Source organism: Propionispora sp. 2/2-37 (assembly GCF_001298735.1).
Classification (GTDB): Bacteria; Bacillota; Negativicutes; order Propionisporales; family Propionisporaceae; genus Propionispora.
Map to the genome: position 1 here is coordinate 1 of NZ_CYSP01000002.1, position 16,846 is coordinate 16,846.

Genomic DNA, 16,846 nt, shown 5'->3' on the forward strand with positions numbered 1-16,846 from the left:
GATTTAGCCTTAAGGGCATGGCCAAGGTGAAGTTAGAATGGGGTCTGCATTGTATAGCCCATAATATGAGGAAATTAGCTGCCGCCAACTCATAGGAGGTGGCCATTTTTTATTTTTACATGAATTCAATCCGAAATTTTGCTAAATACAAAAAGGGACCGTGCTGAAACTCTTACGTTTCAACACGGCCCCTTTAATCGTCATCAAAAATCATAAGGATCTACGCATTCAAAATCATCTGGGGTTAAAAGGTCCTTCTTTTCAAGCATCTCAAAAAAATATCGTATTGTATCTTCTAATGCTTTTTCTATAGTTTCGCCATGACCTACTCCGGCATAAGGGCACCCGTCTTTATCTTTTATTTGGAGATTCGTAAATCCGATAAAAGTACCATTTTGCCTTTCAAAAATTTTCACTTTAAATTTTGAATATGGAGTCTTTACTAGTTCCCCAACATTAAACTCAGCAACGCATTTTTCAATAAAAGCAACACCATCAATTTTGATTTTCTGCCAATCTTCCAATATATTCACCACCCTATCTTTTCCCAAATGATACAATTGTTCCATCAGAAGCTAAATCTATATACCTGCCATTTTTAACATATCTTGTTACTCCAGCTACTGCGCCATCTACAGGAAATGTCTTTGCTCCTCTTAAATTTTGTTTAAAAGCTTCAGCCTTTCTTATATATTGCTCAACATTTTCCGCGCCAACTTCTGCTCCATGCGTGTTATAGTGATAGGCTACAGAGTCCTGCGTAGAACCAAAACTCCCTTGATTCCATGAAGCAACATCTATTCCTTTTTGAGTTAATTCATCAGAAGTCTTCTGCCAACTAGCAGTAATAACCCCCGTACCCGTAGTCGGATTATTCGCCGGATTATCTAATATTGTTCCATTTTTATTATCATTGTTTGAAGTAATTGGAGGAATAGTTGAATCGGGTGAATTAGACTGAATAGGTGGTACAGTTGTTGCGGTTGTTTGACCTCCATTATTAGGAAATACTGTTGTAGTTGTACCTTGACCATAGCTCGTATCTGTACCAGGAGGATAAAGTTGCTTCAATAGCTCTGATTTTTTCGTTTGTAGAATTGTTATATCATTTTCAAGACCCTCTATTATTTTTTGTCGCTCATTGATATCCGTCTGAAGTTGAATTATTTTTTCCTGAAGCTCAGCCGTCTCTGCGGTATCGCTGGCTATTTGGATTTGTAGATCTGCTATCTGTTGTCGCGTATCAGCAATTACTTGTTTAGTATCTCGTATTATATCATTAGCGGATTGTATTGTTACTTCTGTTTTTGATATTTGTATATGAGCTTGTTGAATATAGTTATTAAGTGTATCTATATACTGCTGATTTATCGCAGTTGTTTCTGTAGTTCCTATCCATTTCCCTGCTTCTTCACTCCAGGTAGCTATGTTTTTCCCAGCTTCACCAACTAAAGAAACAGTTCCATCTACTGCTTTTGTCACATTAAAAGCGATCCCAGCAATTACGATTGTAGAAAGAAGTTGAGGATCATTTAGCTTAATGGGTTTACCAAATCCCTGATCATTGTACTTTGTCCCGCTAACTGCAGTAGATCCACCTGCCTGGCCATCTCCATCAACAACTTTAGCGGCTGCCGTACCAATAATATAACTAGCCCATTGCCACATATCCGGGTGGTCCTTAAATTGCTTTTCCAATTCTTTCTGTACTAGCTCATTGACTCCTGCCCCTATAGCTCCTGATGTAAATCCACTGCCTGTAAGTTCAGACATAATACCACCAATCAGGCTATGCAAAGCTACCTTTTCCGGACTGCCATCACCCCAGCCGTTTTTATCACTAAGTTTATGAATTTCCTCAAAGGCTATTTCACCGAATAGGGAAGCTAGCTCTTGCTTTTCCTTAATGGTTTCTTTATCAAATATTTTTCCTAGTGAATTTAATGCATTAGTAGTATCACGACTTAAGCTAGATATGTCCTGATTGGGATTGCTACGAATATCAATCGTACCATTAGAAACAGCTGCTTTTGTCGTACTACTGGAATCTCCCGATGCCGGTGTTCCAATATTAGGAGTTAAACCTTGTTCATTATATTTTTCATTTTTTCTGGTATCCAGATTTACCCCAACGCTGCTGGCGCTGTAATCGGCATGGTTCTCAATGTCCGAGTAAGTCAGCGTATCCGTAGAGAGCTTATTCTTATCCGGCGTAGCCTCGCTGCTAATAACCGCACCCTTCAGGTCGGTATTACCCCCTACGGTGATGTCGAAGCCGCCTTCTCCGGCATAGATGCCGGTTTGTTCGGTGACGCTTTTGTATTCGGAGTCGATGTGGCCCTTGCTGGCGGAAGCGGTGCCGCTGAGGCCTCCGGCGCCGAAGTTGACGGTGCCGCCTGCGGATTTATTGGTTTCTTTGTAGTTGTCTATATCCTGCAGGCTTTCGAGATTGAGGTCGCCTTTAGCATCGACATCGACGGTTTTGCCTTTGACCTGCGCTCCTTTGAGGTTGGTGTCCTGGCCGGATTCGATGGTAACCGTATCGGCTGCGGTGACCTGGGTGTTGGTATGGGTTGCGGTATTACCATTTTCTCTGCCGCTGGACTTACTTCCTTCCACAAAGAAGCCCGGGGCTTGTCCGGCGCTGACGTTGACGCCGATACCGGCCGATTTGCCGCTGGAGGTGGTTTTAGTGCTGGTGGTGTTTTCCGCAGCCGTCAGGTTCACATCGTTGGCCGCGCTGAGATGGATGTTTTGCCCGTCGATGGCGGAGCCGGTGATGTTCAGGTCCCCGCCGCCGATGTGATTACCTGCTGCGTCTTTTTCGCCGGTGGCGGTAATGCTGACGTCACCGCCGGCAGTTACCTGGCTGGGCGTGGCAGTAGCTGCCTCGGCGTTGGTTTCGCTTCGTTTCTTGCTCGTACCCAGGCTGATGCTGACGGACAGGCCGCCATCTTTCTTGGTGCTGCCGTCGGCATTTTTGCCGCGGCTCAGATTGTCCGCCGCTTTGACGGCCTTATAGTCGTAGAGCGCTTTTAAGCGGCTGTCTTCTACTTCACTGGCCCGTTTGGCCGGCTGGTAGACGCCCTGGATATTGTCTATGGCCTGGCCGCCGAGGGCTACGCTGAGGCCGCTTTGTTTGAATTCATAGGTTTCGCGTTCTTTATCGGTATTGTCGGCCGCCTCGATGGTAACGTTCTGACCGGTTATGGTGGTGTCTTTGCCGCTGATGGTGTCGGAAGCGGTGATGGACACGTCTTGGCCGGCACCAATGGTTACCTTACCGCCGGTCGAACCGACAACGCTGCCCACCTGGCTGATGCTGTCCTGGGTATTAGTTCTCTTTTGTTTCTGGCTGCCTATGGTAAATCCTAACCCACCGCCGGAAAAGACGCCGGATTTTTTGACGGATTTTTTGTACTCGCTTTGGCTGGTTTGTTCGGCTGCAGCGATGTCAATATTTTTATCCGCTGTCAGCATGACATCCTGGTCGGCTACAATATTGGATCCGCTGACACTTATGCCTTGTTTGGCACGGATATCGACTTCTTTACCGGAAATGTTGCTGCCTGCTACTTCTTCCCTGGCCTTGTAGTCATAAATCTTGGTTCGTTTTGTTGATAACAATCCGGATTCTTTCTTTTCTTCTTCCAACAGGCTTTCGTGCCGTTCCGTTTCCGAACTTACCGATACATTGTCTTTAGCTTCAAGCCGGATTGTTCCTGCCTCACTAGCCACATTCGATCCCTTGATTTGGATATCGGTTCCGCGGATGTCGATACTTCCGCCGGCTTCTATACTGCTTCCGGCAACGCTTTCATGGTTTTCCTGCCGCCGTCCAAAATAGGTGCCGCCCCGTTTCCCCACTGTTATATCTGATTCGGACAGGTTCTTTTCCGCTGTTAGTTTGACGCCGTGTTCCGCGTCAATCTTGACACTATCTGCGGCTTTTATGGCTGTTCCTTTAACAGCCACACTATCGCTTTTCACCGTTATTTTTTGACCGGTTACTCTGCTGCCTGCATAGGTCTTGTCATAAAGCGACGCACTGGATTTGCGATAGGCAACAGCGACTCGCTTTTCTTGCGAGACACTTTCCAGATCAATTTCGTTTCCGGCCGAAAGGTTCAGCTCTTGTCCGGCACTTAAAACAGCTCCCTGATTTTTTATAGTATCCCGCGCATTGATCCGTACATTTTTATCGGCCACGATGCCGGCGGTATCATTCAGTTTGGTTTGTTCAAGTTCTTTGTAGCGGATTGTACTTGTTTGGCTCTGATTAACGATATTGCCCGCATCCAGTGAGATATCGCCGCCGCTAATCAACCCGCTCCGGTTGGCAATGGTATCCTGGGCCGTCAGGTTTATATCATCCGCCTGAAGTTTTCCGTTGATATTGCTAATGTTTTCAGCCCGAGCCGCCAATGTATGGCCGGCTTTGATGGTTCCAATGTTTTTCAGGCTATCTTGTGCAATTATTTCTACATCATTGCCCGCAATGACAGCTCCCCCGGAGGTAATATCACCTTCCCGCAAGGCAGACAGATATACCTGGGGTACAAGTACCTTTTCGCCATTTACGACTTTTTCCACCAACCAAACCATGTCACTGGTGAGGGCAGCCATTTGTTCCTTGGTCAGGGCAACACCTACAGTAAGATTGTATTCCTGCGCTACTGTGCCCCCATTTCCCATGAGAGCTTTAAATTGTTCAAGATCCGAACCATAATTTTTATCTAAAAGTTTTCTGCCGGTCAACTCTGCTATTTGCTCGGTTACCAGTTTTTGTTCATAGTATCCGTCACCCAGGCGTTTTAATATTTTTTCCGGGTCGGTTTTTACCCGTTCCAGCAGGTAATCACTGGATAGGAAATTTTGGTAATCGGCAAAACGTCCGTCTGTCTCAATTAAATACTTGGCCGCCGGGTCGGTATGGATAGAGAATATTTTACTATTAATAGCACTATTGATACCATTCGCGGTCATTTGGTCCGTAATTTCAAGGGATACTTGTTTTGTCCTGTGCCCTATCGCATCGCCTCCGGCATTATAGGTTTCATTTTCAATGGTGCCGGCATTCAAAGTTACTTTATCACCAGCACTAATAATCCCCAGCCGTGAGGTGTCCGTATCCACTTCGGACCAGTCATAATACGGCAGAGAGGTTGAACCACGTTTCCATTTGCTTCTTCTTAATTTTCTCTTCTTTTTGTATTTCCAGTAATGGGTATCCGTCCCTTTGTCCGTTGTGATTACTGTACCTTGATAACCGGAGTTTTCTATACTGCCCGCCGTTATAGTCATATCTTTTCCGGCAGCTAAAGTACTGTAACGGTTACTGACTTCATCCGCATTTATCGTAATATCTTTATCCGCCACAATCTGCGCTGCCGCCGTCTCTTCCTTGATCTGACCCGTCTTTATTTCTCTGTCAAACCGTCGTGTGGCTTTATAATACCGTTTTTGGTTAAGGTGCGGAATCGGATAGGAAATGTTTTTATGTGCAACGTCCCAATCCGTTTTAAAATCCGCCTTTTCATTCGTCAGCTTTCGGGCCGTTATGTCGATATTGTTTTGGCTTTGGATCTCCGAAGACTGGTTTACAACATTATTGGCCGCCTGCAACGTCATATTGCCGGAACTATATAGTATGGAGTTATCAATGTTCTTTATGTCATTGCTTTTTATATCTGCTGTCCCGCCGGCAGCAATCACTGAGTCATCATTAACGATTTGCTCCTCAGTCCCTAATGTTAAATTTCCCTTGGCAAACAAAGCGGCATCATCTTCATTGCTAATGCTTTTCGCCTGGATATGATAGTCGCCTTCGCTGGACAAAGTTGAACCTTTATTGATGAGCAAATCGCTATGAATATTCGTACTTTTGCTGCTGGAAAGAGCACCACCTTCACTATTCTCCACTGTTGGGGCCGTAATCGTTATATCCTTGTCGCTTTTTATAATGCCTGCTTGATTGTCCACCTTCCCCCGAACGTCAACGGCAATATCTCCCGCGCTGTCAATTAAGCTGTTTGCCTGGTTATATAGCCCGGATCCGGAAATTGACAGATTATCCGTCGTTATAATTCTGCCGTTATTAGTCAAATAGCCGATTGTTGCTATGGATAATTTTTTTGCCCACAGTTCAGATGAGCTATTTAGAAACTGATTGGCGTTAATCATGAGATGATTAGCTGCCGCGGCGTTGATTCCATCGCCCTGAACCCATACGAAACCGTCTAAAGTGGAAAGTGTCGCCTGACTGGTATTGATATAACCGAAACCATTGGCAAAAATCCCGTTGGGATTGGCGATAACAACCCCGGCCTGTTGACCCGCCACTTCCAAAAAACCGTTCAACTTACTGACATTGCCGCCAGAAACTTCATTTAAAATGACTTTTGCACCTAACCCGTTCAGACGATAGTTCTTGTCAATATAACCGCCTAACTGAGTCTTAGTATACTGTGTCGCATTATTTAAAATCAGTCCATCGGGATTTATATTAAAGTCCAGATAAATATTCCGGGAGACGCCCCCCGCTGATGGCGAAGCAATCTGCACCAGCCGGATCCCGCTGGCCGTTTTGTCAATAATCGGCCTATAGCCAACGGGCGCACTTTGATCCGCAGTAATCGGAAGATCGGATTCTTTTTCGACCGGGGTGGATGATGATCTAATCTCCGGAACACCCGGCGAGGAAGGTTGTTTTACTTTATCGGAAGGACCGGCAGGATTCTGTCCTGGTTGCCCGCCGGGCTCCGGCGGAGCAGCAGAAAGGTCTATTTCCTGTCCGTTCACGATTAGTCTTTCCGCGGTTATATCCTCTTTTTCGTAATTAACTTCGTTACCCGACAATACTACGTCCTGCGTGGCACTCAAGGAACCATTGTTTGTCAGTTTTCCTGATGCCGTAATCGCCAGATTGGCAGCTGCACCCGGTATACTAGGCTGCCCTGCCCCTTCTTCATCTTCATCATCCTCTGCATTTTGGGGCGATTCCCCGGCAACTATGTAGCCATGATTCTCTATATTTTTAGCTGAAACGGTCGTGTTTTTCTCAGAAACCAGTTCACCGTTATTGATAATATCATCCGCCGCCGTAATTACCAAATCTTCTTTAGCGAAAATACTCCCCTGGTCGTTCTCCTCGTCTTCGTTTTGGTCCAGGATAATTTTCCCCGCATTGGTTAAAGTGACTTCTTTTTCGCCGTTAATGTCTCCCCGAACATAAACACCCAGCCCTTTTTCCGTGCCAATTAGTTTGATTTTTCCTGCATACATCCCACCTACAGCGCCGACATCCAGTGCGATTTCGGGTTTTGGTCCCGTTGCCTGGGTATCACCAGCAATCTGAAGGGTCTGATAATCAATCTTATTATTGCCGGTAATGACATTGATTTCATCAGCCCAAACTTTCGCGTTGATTTGGGCCGCCCTGGTCAGGATATCCAGCTTGGTAGCCGGAGTGTCCTGACTCAGTCCCTGCCCCTGGATAGCCACATCACCACGGTTTACATTGAAAGAACTCAGGTTACCGTTTTCATCAATATTCGGCGTTCCCGTGACCAGACTGGCCCGGCTGGTATTGATAAAACCAAAGCTATCCCCGGTAATGCCGTTCGGATTGGCGATGATCACGGCTGCCCGGCTGCCGGCCACTTCGAGCATGCCGTTTAAATTGGTACGGTTCGTTCCAGTCACTTCATTGAGTATGATGCTGGCCGCCGTTCCCTGGAAATTGGCATTGGCCTGTATATTGCCGGCCAGCGCGGTATCTACCGGTTGTACTGCATTATTTAAAATAAGTCCGTTGGCGTTTACGTTAAAGTCGGTATACAGGTTATGGGACAGCCCACTGGCATTGGGCGCTGCAATATCCACCACCGGCACATGGTTTACCTCGTTCACTGTCGGCTTATGTCCGGCATCGGCGGCGGGATCTGCCGTAGTATCGGCAAAAACAGTCAGTGACTGAGCCATAAAGCTGACTATTATCAAAATGGAAGTTGCTTTTTTTAATCTCAAACGTAAGGTTGTCTTCATATTTGCACCTCTTATATCCCCATTAGGACCTGAAAACCACAGGCCCGTTTAGCGGTCTTAAATCCGTCCGGTTTTTTTAACGGCCAGCCGACAAACGCGTCATATTGGACGTTTTTCAGACTGCCCCTGATACCGATTGCACTGCCCCACAGTTCCTTGCCCAGCAGATACTCCGTCGACGGTCCCTGTACTCTGCCATAATCTAAGGCCAGGTAGAGTTGATTGTGTTTATCCATGGGCAGCCTTAGTTCATTTTGTACAATCAGACCGTTTTCCGCCGACAGGGTCTGCTCCCCGTCGAAGCCCCTGACTGTATAACGCCCGCCTATGCTGAAGAACTCCGAACCATAGATCAGGTTGTTTGTCCTCTGTCCTCTGATGGTTAGTTCATAGCGGCTCTGTATAGCACCGATTTGCAGCGGGGTATTGATATTAAAATCGATCAGGAACATATTGTACCGGGTGGTCGGCTGTCCGGGCAGATGATCGGTCACCCCGTCCTGCGCGCCAAGCCAGGGCACTCCCTCTTGATACCGCAGCGCGGCGTCCATTACGGTATTGCCGGCATATTGCCTCCGGGTAACGCCTAACCGCAAAGCCGTCGTATCCTGGCGTTGCACCGTGACTTCGGTATCATCGATAAAACTGCGCCGCTTTTTCTTAATCAAGCCGAATTCCATATTGGTTTTCTTGGTTTGATCGCGACTCAACAGATGCGTTACAAGAAACTGATAGTTTTCCGTTTCCCCCGACTGCTGGAACGGCAGCACCGCCGTATGCACCGTTTGATGATAGGAGTAACTGCTTTTACTGAAGGTCAGCGTTTCGTTGCCGGAAGGGATGGAGTAGTAGAAGCTGTTGGCTCTGGTCCCCCGTTTTTCCCCTTCACTGGCGGCATCCTGGTTAAAGGAAATGTTGAAAATATCATTAACAGAGAACAAATTATCGATTTCCAAAGCCGCCGTACTCTGCAGTTTTCCGGTATTCTCCGTGCCGGAATCGTCGATGGAGGCAATGAACTTCCAAGGTTTATTCCGTTTTACAGTTAGAATAATATCGCTCTGACCGGTATTGTCGGCCGGCTGTATCTTGATATCCACGTCTTGCGAGGGAACCCGCTTCATTTGTTCCAGCCCCTGCTCCAGATCACGGATATTCAGCAAGTCGCCGTGACGGACGGAAAAGGCATTTTTCCAGGTTCCCCAGGTATTTTTATCGGCAAACCGGATTTCGCCAATGGTTCCTGCGGCCAGATCAAAAACCAGAGTGCCGCCGGAGATATCCTGTTCTTTCACATACACCCGGGTAGTAACGTAACCTTTATCGACAAGCGCTTCATTAATGCTTTTCGTCAGTAAATTAATTCCCTGCACGCCGATTTTCTGATTCCGGTATTGCTGCAGGTAGTTCTGTACCCAGCCAAATTTTCCGGCATAGACGCCGCGCAACTGTATCGTTTTAATATAAAAGCTGGGAGACTCCTGCGGCAGTTCTATTTTTTTCAGCTTCCGGCTTTCTTTTTTCAGTCGCTCCATGTGCTCCTGTGTACGCTTCCGGTTATCCTCGCTGGCTTCTTTGGCGGCGATGGACTGCTCCTGCTGCCGTAAAAATTCTTCCTGTTTTTTTAAATCATCGGCACTGGGTTCTGCGAACCCGACCTGAGTTGTAACAACACATGCCAACAACAACGTAATTGATTTCTGATAAACTCCCATTGATCCACCCTAAGCGACTATACTATCGAACAATTTTCAAATAAAATTCCAATAACTATAGCTTTTACATTTGATCATATTCACCTTTAGTACTTCCGTCCTATTTGAACGACAAAATTATCTGTTTTTTTACATATTTCTTCGACTTTCTTTCGTATTTTTGTCAGATCGTAGGTTAAACTGTCATATAAGCAAGAAAAAATCCGTCCTTCAGAGGCAGCTTCTGAAAAAACGGATTATTATTATCCCCTTCACAATATCTCAACATACCCTTCGGTTCCATTTACCCGGATATACTGACCGTCTTTAATCAGCTTCGTGGCATTATCAACACCTACGACCGCAGGAAGTCCATATTCCCGCGCAATAACGGCCCCATGGGTCATAAGCCCGCCTACCTCCGTTACCACGCCGCCAACAGAGACGAAAACCGGAGTCCAGCTAGGATCAGTAAAGGCTGTAACCAAAATATCACCATTCTCAAGGTGTGCATCCTCCATCTTTAGGATAACCCGTGCCCGTCCTTCAGCAATACCAACGGAAACCGGTATGCCTGGCAAGGCGTTTTCCGGAATGTGGCCGGAATCGTACTCGCCGGATATAATCTCGCCTTCAGATGTAATTACCCGGGGCGGCGACAGCTTCTCATAGATTTCATAGTCTGCTTTACGCTTGGTTATTATGCTGTAATCCAGATGGTTTGTATTGACTACCTTCTTTAATTCCGCAAAAGACAGATAATAGATATCCTCCTCCTTCCGGATGATGCCTTTTTTCAGGAGCCTGGCGGCTTCTCGCAGCAGAGCCTGCTTGTAAATCCAGTAACGCTGGATGAGCGTGAATTTGGGATATTCCCGAAAACCGGTAAAATTGCGCAAAAGACGTATCATTTTCTTAGTTTTTTGCACCTTTTTGGGGCCGCCGGAGAGCCCGGCCAAACGGGTTAACAGTTCCTGTTCTTTGCGCTTTGCCTCCTGCCGCCCCTGTTCAAATTTAATATTGCTTGCATTGGGGCCGAAGTTTTTCACATTGCTGATAATCATGGGAATGAGGGCGGTCGGATTTTCCCACCACCGCCGCCTGGTAATATCGATTTCGCCGGTACAGCGCATACCGTATTTCTCAAGATATTCCTGCAGAGCGTTACTGACCGTTTCGCCGCCTTCCAGCTTGGCCAAATCCTTAAAAAAGGATTCGTCTCTGGCATGATGAAAATATTCTATTACCGCCGGGTACTCCCGGACAACATCCGCGACATCAAGGAGGTCAAGCCCCATTTCGGATGTGACGTTATTAGGAACCGATTGAGAAAGCGTATCGGCCGCATTTTTTTCCCCCAGCCAGTTTTTCATATTGTTATTGAGCCAGCTCGTTACATATATCCCAAGCATGATCGCGCCAATGCCGCGCGGATCATACATAATTGCCTTTAAGCGTTTATGGTCTTGTTCAATCAGGGAAAACAATTCCTCGCCGGATACGGCGGCAATTCTTTTCTGCAGGTCCTTGATCGATGCCCTGTGCTTGACAATAAGTTTTTGAACAATGGTTGCATCATTTGTAAAATAGAGCTTAATTGTCTGGTAAAAAGCACTCCAGGACAGCGACTCGCTGCCCAGCCGGATGTATCGTTTTCCTCGCGGCAGGGATTTCATAAAGTTTTTATGTTTCATAATGTTCAGGATAGCATTGCGCATCAGCGGGTCGCCCTTGCCCCAGGTCCTGAGTATGATTTCCCGGCCAATGCCTGAAGATAAATCGTAGGTTAGTTCGAAGAACAGCCTGCCTCCGGCACAGTGCAGCGGTATTTTATCAGACAATAATTGGAAGAATGATAACCCCAGCGGTTTAATGGCATCCGTCATCATTTGCTGATGACCGATTGACGTATAGATGCGGTTTTGCCCGTCATTTTCCGGAATAGGGTACAGAGTAGTAATCGGACGGCTTTGCACCATAAAGAAGGCGTCATCGCAAAGGCACCACTCGATATCCTGCGGGCAGGAAAAATACCTTTCAATCCTTCTGCCCATCTGCTCCAGTTGCAAAATCTGTCCATCGGACAGCACCGCCTGATTCTGCCGCTCAGGCTCAACCGTTCTCTCTTCCGTACCGCCTATTTCCAGTGCATAGACGGCCAATTTTTTGGCTGATATCTTCTTGTAGGCAATCCTGCCGTCCCGTACCTTGTACATATCGGCATTCACCAGACCGGACGCCAGCGCCTCGCCAAGCCCGAAACCGGCGTCAATCGATGTTATTTTCCGGTTGCCTGAAACGGGATCAGCTGTAAATAAAATCCCCGCCGCCTGAGGGAAAACCATCCGCTGAACAACGACGGCCAGATACACCTTACGGTGGTCGAAACCATGTTGCAGGCGATAAATTACGGCCCGGTCAGTAAACAAAGATGCCCAGCATTTGCTAATATGCCTGAGAATGGCGTTTATTCCTGTAATATTCAAATAAGTATCCTGCTGTCCGGCAAAGGAAACATTGGGCAAGTCTTCCGCCGTAGCACTGGAACGGACTGCATAGGCATTGCTTTCGCCGAGGTTTGTGTAATGGCGTGCAATTTCTTCTTTTATGTCTGCGGCAACAGGCATTTCTTCAATGCTCCGGCGGATCCTGGCGCTCACTTCGATGACTTCTTTCCAGTCATTCAGTGTAAGCTGTCCCAATCGCGCCAATAATGCATCAAGTTCCGGTTCCTGCTCAATCATTCTTTTATATGCTTCAGTAGTCAGACAAAAGCCTGCCGGAACCTGTATTCCGTCAATCCTGCATAGTTCCCCCAGGTTAGCGCCTTTGCCCCCAACCAGCATCAGCTTGGTTTTATCGATTTCCTGAAAACCAAGTACATAGGAATTCATAACTGCTTTTCCTCCTGCAATTCCTGACTTGATATGTTGAAGCCCTTCCTGAAGACTTTATTCAACAGATAACAAAAGGCTTATGGCAATATGTCATTCTATTTTATGGAAGCTAAATAAAAATATACTACCGGGATAACCATTCGCATTCCATCAGTTAGCATGCTTATCACAAGCAAGCATGCTAAGGCAGGAACCGCAAGGGGGGACAGGATCGCCGGCAAAGGGGTCATAATTACAAGAGCGGCCTAAACCTCCTGCAGACAACAAGAAGTCAGACCGCTCTATAAAAATGAATAAAAAATAAGCAGGCTCTCAGTGTTTGCCTGCCTTCACTCTTTCTGCCGCTCACGAAAAGCCCGGTCCATTTCCCGTTTGGCATCCTTAGCCGCCAGGTCCTGCCGCTTATCGTATAATTTTTTCCCGGTAGCCAGTCCAAGCTCCAGCTTAGCCCTGCCCCGGGTAAAATAGATCTTTATCGGCACCAGCGTATAGCCTTTTTCCTTGGTTTTTCCGATCAGCTTTACGATCTCATACCGGTGCATCAACAGTTTCCGGGTTCGCAGCGGCTCATGATTGAAACGGTTTCCCTGATCGTAGGGACTAATGTGCATGTTATGCAGCATAACCTCTCCATTTTCAATCCGGGCGAACGAATCTTTTAAATTGGCCTTGCCGGCCCGCAGCGATTTAACCTCCGTACCGGTAAGAACCAATCCTGCTTCATAGGTTTCATGGATATGATAATCATGCCGGGCTTTGCGGTTTTCAGTTGCTATTTTTATGCCGCCCTCTTTATTCATTTTGTCACCTCGCATACCGCTATTATGCTTCTCAATTATAGCATATGCCCGCCGGTATATGTTGTATCAGGCAGACTAGGACGGCAATTTTTCCTCTTGTTCCCCAACAATCGCAATTACTTCCTGCGGCGTGGCCGCCGAGCGAAGCGCTGCCAGAAAGGAATCATGGCGGATCATCCGGGCCAGCGTCGATAAGATCTGCAAATTCACATCAACACCGTCAACAGGCACTCCAACCATAAATACCAGATCGGCACCGGCACCATCCACCGCGTTGACATCAATGGGTTTTGACAGCCGCGCTATGGCTACACAGGGATTGGAGACCGCTGCCGACTTGGCATGCGGTATGGCCACGCCATAGCCGACACCGGTAGTTCCCAGGCTTTCCCTGGCCGCCACATCCTCCAGATACTGCTCGGCAATGCTTACCACTCCGGATTGCTGCAGCCTGTCTGCCAGCAGATTCCACGCTTCTTCCTTATTTTTTACATCTAAGTCCAATACGATGCAGTTTTCCAGCAAATGTTCCTTAATCTTCATACGCTTTCCTCCTATACCAATTACTATCGGTAAATCCATATTTTTTCTAGTTTATAGTATATACCAATTACAGTCAACTAAACCCAGTCAGTCGGCAAATGGACTTACGACCTTTAAAGGCACTTCCCATAGTAATAATACTGTGGAAAAAAGCAAAATCCTGCAAAAATATAGTTTTTACAGGATTTTTTGATTTTTCTGCTTTATACGCCGGTATGTGGTTGTGTTTCATTGATTTCCACCGATCCCGGCGGCGACCCGCAATTCCTCCGCATAGGCGTTCAAGCCCGGTTCCCGGATCAGTTTAACCATGTTTTGCAATAACTCTTCCCCTGAACATTCTCAGATTACCTTATACAGTTTCAGCGCCTTATAAATCCCATCTTTGTCCACATCATCCGTTACCGCAAAGGCAGCGGCTTTCAGTTCTTCGGTGGCATTGCCCATCGCGATGCCGTATTTTACCTGCCGCATCATTTCGAGATCATTGCAGGCATCGCCGAAGGCAAAGGTGTCGGCAAAATCAATACCCAGTTTTTCATGCAAAAAACGGACGCCTTTGCCTTTGGTATGTCCGGGCAGATGAATATCCATACGGATGTTTTCCGTTGTGTACACGTCTACCAGCCAATCTTGGGGCAGACAATCCTTGCAGGCTGTCAGCTGTTGTTCGGTCGCAAACATGGCAGTAACCATCCCGGAATGGATCTCCTCCGGCTGCCAGGAAAATAGCCATTCTTCACCGGCTGTTAAAGCCGCTCCGAACAACTCCCTATGACACTGCAGCACAGGATGCTCTGCCGGACTTGACCAGATGCCCAGGCTGCCGTTGAAATTAAACGGCGCATCATATTCCCGGAAAAGCCGCAATAAAAAGGCAATATGCTCGGCTTTAAAGTAATTGTCATATAAGATTTCCTGCCGAAAGGTTATAAAGTTGCCATTGCAGCCGATGAAACCGTCAAAATTAAGTTTCTCCAACGATGCCGGCAGCCTCCCCCGGGCAGAGGCAACCACCGCATAGTGCCCTTTCTCCTGTAACAACCGCACAGCCTCGCAAGTACTGTGCAAGGGCTCATACATGCCTGCCGGCAGATTCAGCATGGTTCCATCAATATCAAAAAACACGATCTTTTTTTCCATGACGGCTTTCTTGTCCTTCCTCATCGAATGTCTCATTCTTTTATATTTGCCCTATATGGTAAAAGTTCCTGCCAGTACCAGAAGTACTAATGCCAGCCGGGGCTCAAATTGCACAGTGCCGCTTCCGGTCCCGCAGCAACCGGGCGGTGTTATGGTGTTTTGCTTTTGTCTGATCACCGCCAGCATGATATAATGGAGCCAAACCAATCCGCATACCGGCAGTGGACAAACCTGCAGAACAAGAGCACTGCCTTACACTAGGAGGTCAATAATGCTTACACGCTGCGCCTGGGTGACTCAGGAAGCCTTATATATTCGCTATCATGATGAAGAATGGGGTCAGCCCTGCTATGATGACCGCAAACTATTTGAAATGCTGATTCTGGAAGGCATGCAGGCCGGACTGAGCTGGATTACCGTTTTGCGCAAGCGGGAAAATTTCCGGGAAGCTTTCGACCATTTCGAAGCATATAACATAGCCCAATATGATGAGGCCGACCTGGAAAGGCTTATGACCAATCCGGGCATCATCCGGAATCGCCTGAAAATCCAGGCAGCCATCCAAAATGCCAAACAGTTTTTGGCCGTGCAGGAGGAATACGGCAGTTTCAGCCAGTTTATCTGGCAGTTTGTCGGCGGCCAGCCCAAAATCAACCATTGGCAGCACATCTCCGAAGTCCCGGCAGCAACCCCGGAATCCGATGCGATGAGCAAGGCACTGCGCAAACGGGGGTTCAAGTTTGTGGGTTCCACCATTTGTTATGCCTTCATGCAAGCAACCGGTATGGTCAACGATCATACCGCCGATTGTTTTTTACATAGCAAATAACCGGACAAGAATAGTTCCCTTTACACATAATAACCCCGTACCATAAACAGTACGGGGTATAATAACAGGTTTATTTCAATATGCCGGCTGCATAACCCAGAATGCCGACGGCAAATAACCCAAAAATAATAACAATCGCATTGACTTTCCGTTTTAGTAAATACATGCAGGCAAATGTCAGCAATAATGGCAATAACCCGGGCATTAACTGATCCAGGATTCCCTGTACGGTAGTTACAACGGTTTTGCCGTCCGGCCCGGTAACGGTGGAGACAACCAGGGGAACGTTAATGCTGGTCCATTTGGAAACAAGCGACCCCATGACAAACAACCCCAGGATGGAGGCACCTTCGGTAATCTTTTGCAGGCGGTTGCCCGACATATCGGAAACAACATCCGTTCCCTTTTCATATCCGTATTGGATGCTGTACCATTTGGTGGCCAAACGCAGTATGTTGAAGGTAACGAAAAATAGCAGCGGCCCTAAGATACTGCCGCCCAGTGCCAGCGAAGCACCTAACGCAGCAGTGACCGGGCGCAGTGTCCCCCAGAAGATGGGGTCGCCGACACCGGCCAGCGGTCCCATTAAGCCGATTTTTACGCCGTTTAGGGTCCCATCATCGATCGGTGCACCGTTGGCCCTTTTTTCCTCCATTGCCGCCGTAATCCCCATAACCGCATTGGCAACGAAAGGCTGGGTATTGAAAAATTCCAAATGCCGTTTCAGTGCCGCTTTTCTTTCTTCACCGTCGTACAATCTTTTGATGATGGGAATCAGCGACACGCAGAAACCCATAGACTGCATTCTTTCAAAATTGAAAGAGGCCAAAAGAAAATTGGAACGGATAAACATATTAAATAAGTCACCTTTAGTTATTTTCTTTTCCGTCATCG

Annotated in this window: 9 protein-coding genes; 1 reads left to right on the forward strand and 8 read right to left on the reverse strand. The window is 47.1% G+C overall.

Annotated features, from left to right (window positions below):
- Positions 1 to 203 precede the first annotated feature (203 nt).
- From P22_RS01850 to P22_RS01880, 7 genes are all read right to left on the reverse strand, one after another.
- Positions 204 to 524: a hypothetical protein gene (locus P22_RS01850; RefSeq protein WP_069972743.1), complete on the reverse strand. Its 321-nt coding sequence runs from the start codon at positions 522 to 524 to the stop codon at positions 204 to 206.
- A 13-nt stretch (positions 525 to 537) separates the two neighbouring features.
- Positions 538 to 8,046, reverse strand: coding sequence for a two-partner secretion domain-containing protein (locus P22_RS01855; RefSeq protein WP_054258515.1), 7,509 nt, complete (start codon positions 8,044 to 8,046; stop codon positions 538 to 540).
- Positions 8,047 to 8,057: 11 nt separating this feature from the next.
- On the reverse strand, positions 8,058 to 9,761 hold the full coding sequence (locus tag P22_RS01860) for a ShlB/FhaC/HecB family hemolysin secretion/activation protein (RefSeq protein ID WP_054258516.1): 1,704 nt from the start codon (positions 9,759 to 9,761) through the stop codon (positions 8,058 to 8,060).
- A 251-nt stretch (positions 9,762 to 10,012) separates the two neighbouring features.
- Entirely contained in the window at positions 10,013 to 12,634 is a 2,622-nt protein-coding gene (gene ppsA, locus P22_RS01865) for a phosphoenolpyruvate synthase (RefSeq protein ID WP_054258517.1), read from the reverse strand.
- A gap of 332 nt (positions 12,635 to 12,966) precedes the next feature.
- Entirely contained in the window at positions 12,967 to 13,437 is a 471-nt protein-coding gene (gene smpB / locus P22_RS01870; protein WP_054258518.1) for an SsrA-binding protein SmpB, read from the reverse strand.
- Positions 13,438 to 13,512: 75 nt separating this feature from the next.
- On the reverse strand, positions 13,513 to 13,980 hold the full coding sequence (locus tag P22_RS01875; protein WP_054258519.1) for a PTS sugar transporter subunit IIA: 468 nt from the start codon (positions 13,978 to 13,980) through the stop codon (positions 13,513 to 13,515).
- A gap of 342 nt (positions 13,981 to 14,322) precedes the next feature.
- Entirely contained in the window at positions 14,323 to 15,147 is an 825-nt protein-coding gene (locus P22_RS01880; RefSeq protein WP_054258520.1) for a Cof-type HAD-IIB family hydrolase, read from the reverse strand.
- A 247-nt stretch (positions 15,148 to 15,394) separates the two neighbouring features.
- Here P22_RS01880 and P22_RS01885 point away from each other — a divergent pair, with 247 nt between their 5' ends.
- A complete protein-coding gene (locus P22_RS01885) occupies positions 15,395 to 15,952 on the forward strand; it encodes a DNA-3-methyladenine glycosylase I (protein WP_054258521.1) in 558 nt (185 codons plus the stop codon).
- 70 nt (positions 15,953 to 16,022) lie between these two features.
- On the opposite strand, the gene manZ is transcribed toward P22_RS01885, so the two are convergent.
- The gene (gene manZ / locus P22_RS01890) at positions 16,023 to 16,844 is read right to left on the reverse strand and encodes a PTS mannose transporter subunit IID (RefSeq protein ID WP_054258522.1); all 822 of its coding nucleotides are present in this window, start codon (positions 16,842 to 16,844) and stop codon (positions 16,023 to 16,025) included.
- Positions 16,845 to 16,846: the final 2 nt, after the last annotated feature.

What these genes read in the sequence shown, in the direction of transcription:
- P22_RS01855 (WP_054258515.1), bottom strand. Translation starts at nt 8,046, where the DNA reads ATGAAGACAACCTTACGTTTGAGATTAAAAAAAGCAACTTCCATTTTG.
- P22_RS01860 (WP_054258516.1), bottom strand. Translation starts at nt 9,761, where the DNA reads ATGGGAGTTTATCAGAAATCAATTACGTTGTTGTTGGCATGTGTTGTT.
- ppsA (WP_054258517.1), bottom strand. Translation starts at nt 12,634, where the DNA reads ATGAATTCCTATGTACTTGGTTTTCAGGAAATCGATAAAACCAAGCTG.
- smpB (WP_054258518.1), bottom strand. Translation starts at nt 13,437, where the DNA reads ATGAATAAAGAGGGCGGCATAAAAATAGCAACTGAAAACCGCAAAGCC.
- P22_RS01875 (WP_054258519.1), bottom strand. Translation starts at nt 13,980, where the DNA reads ATGAAGATTAAGGAACATTTGCTGGAAAACTGCATCGTATTGGACTTA.
- P22_RS01880 (WP_054258520.1), bottom strand. Translation starts at nt 15,147, where the DNA reads ATGAGGAAGGACAAGAAAGCCGTCATGGAAAAAAAGATCGTGTTTTTT.
- P22_RS01885 (WP_054258521.1), top strand. Translation starts at nt 15,395, where the DNA reads ATGCTTACACGCTGCGCCTGGGTGACTCAGGAAGCCTTATATATTCGC.
- manZ (WP_054258522.1), bottom strand. Translation starts at nt 16,844, where the DNA reads ATGACGGAAAAGAAAATAACTAAAGGTGACTTATTTAATATGTTTATC.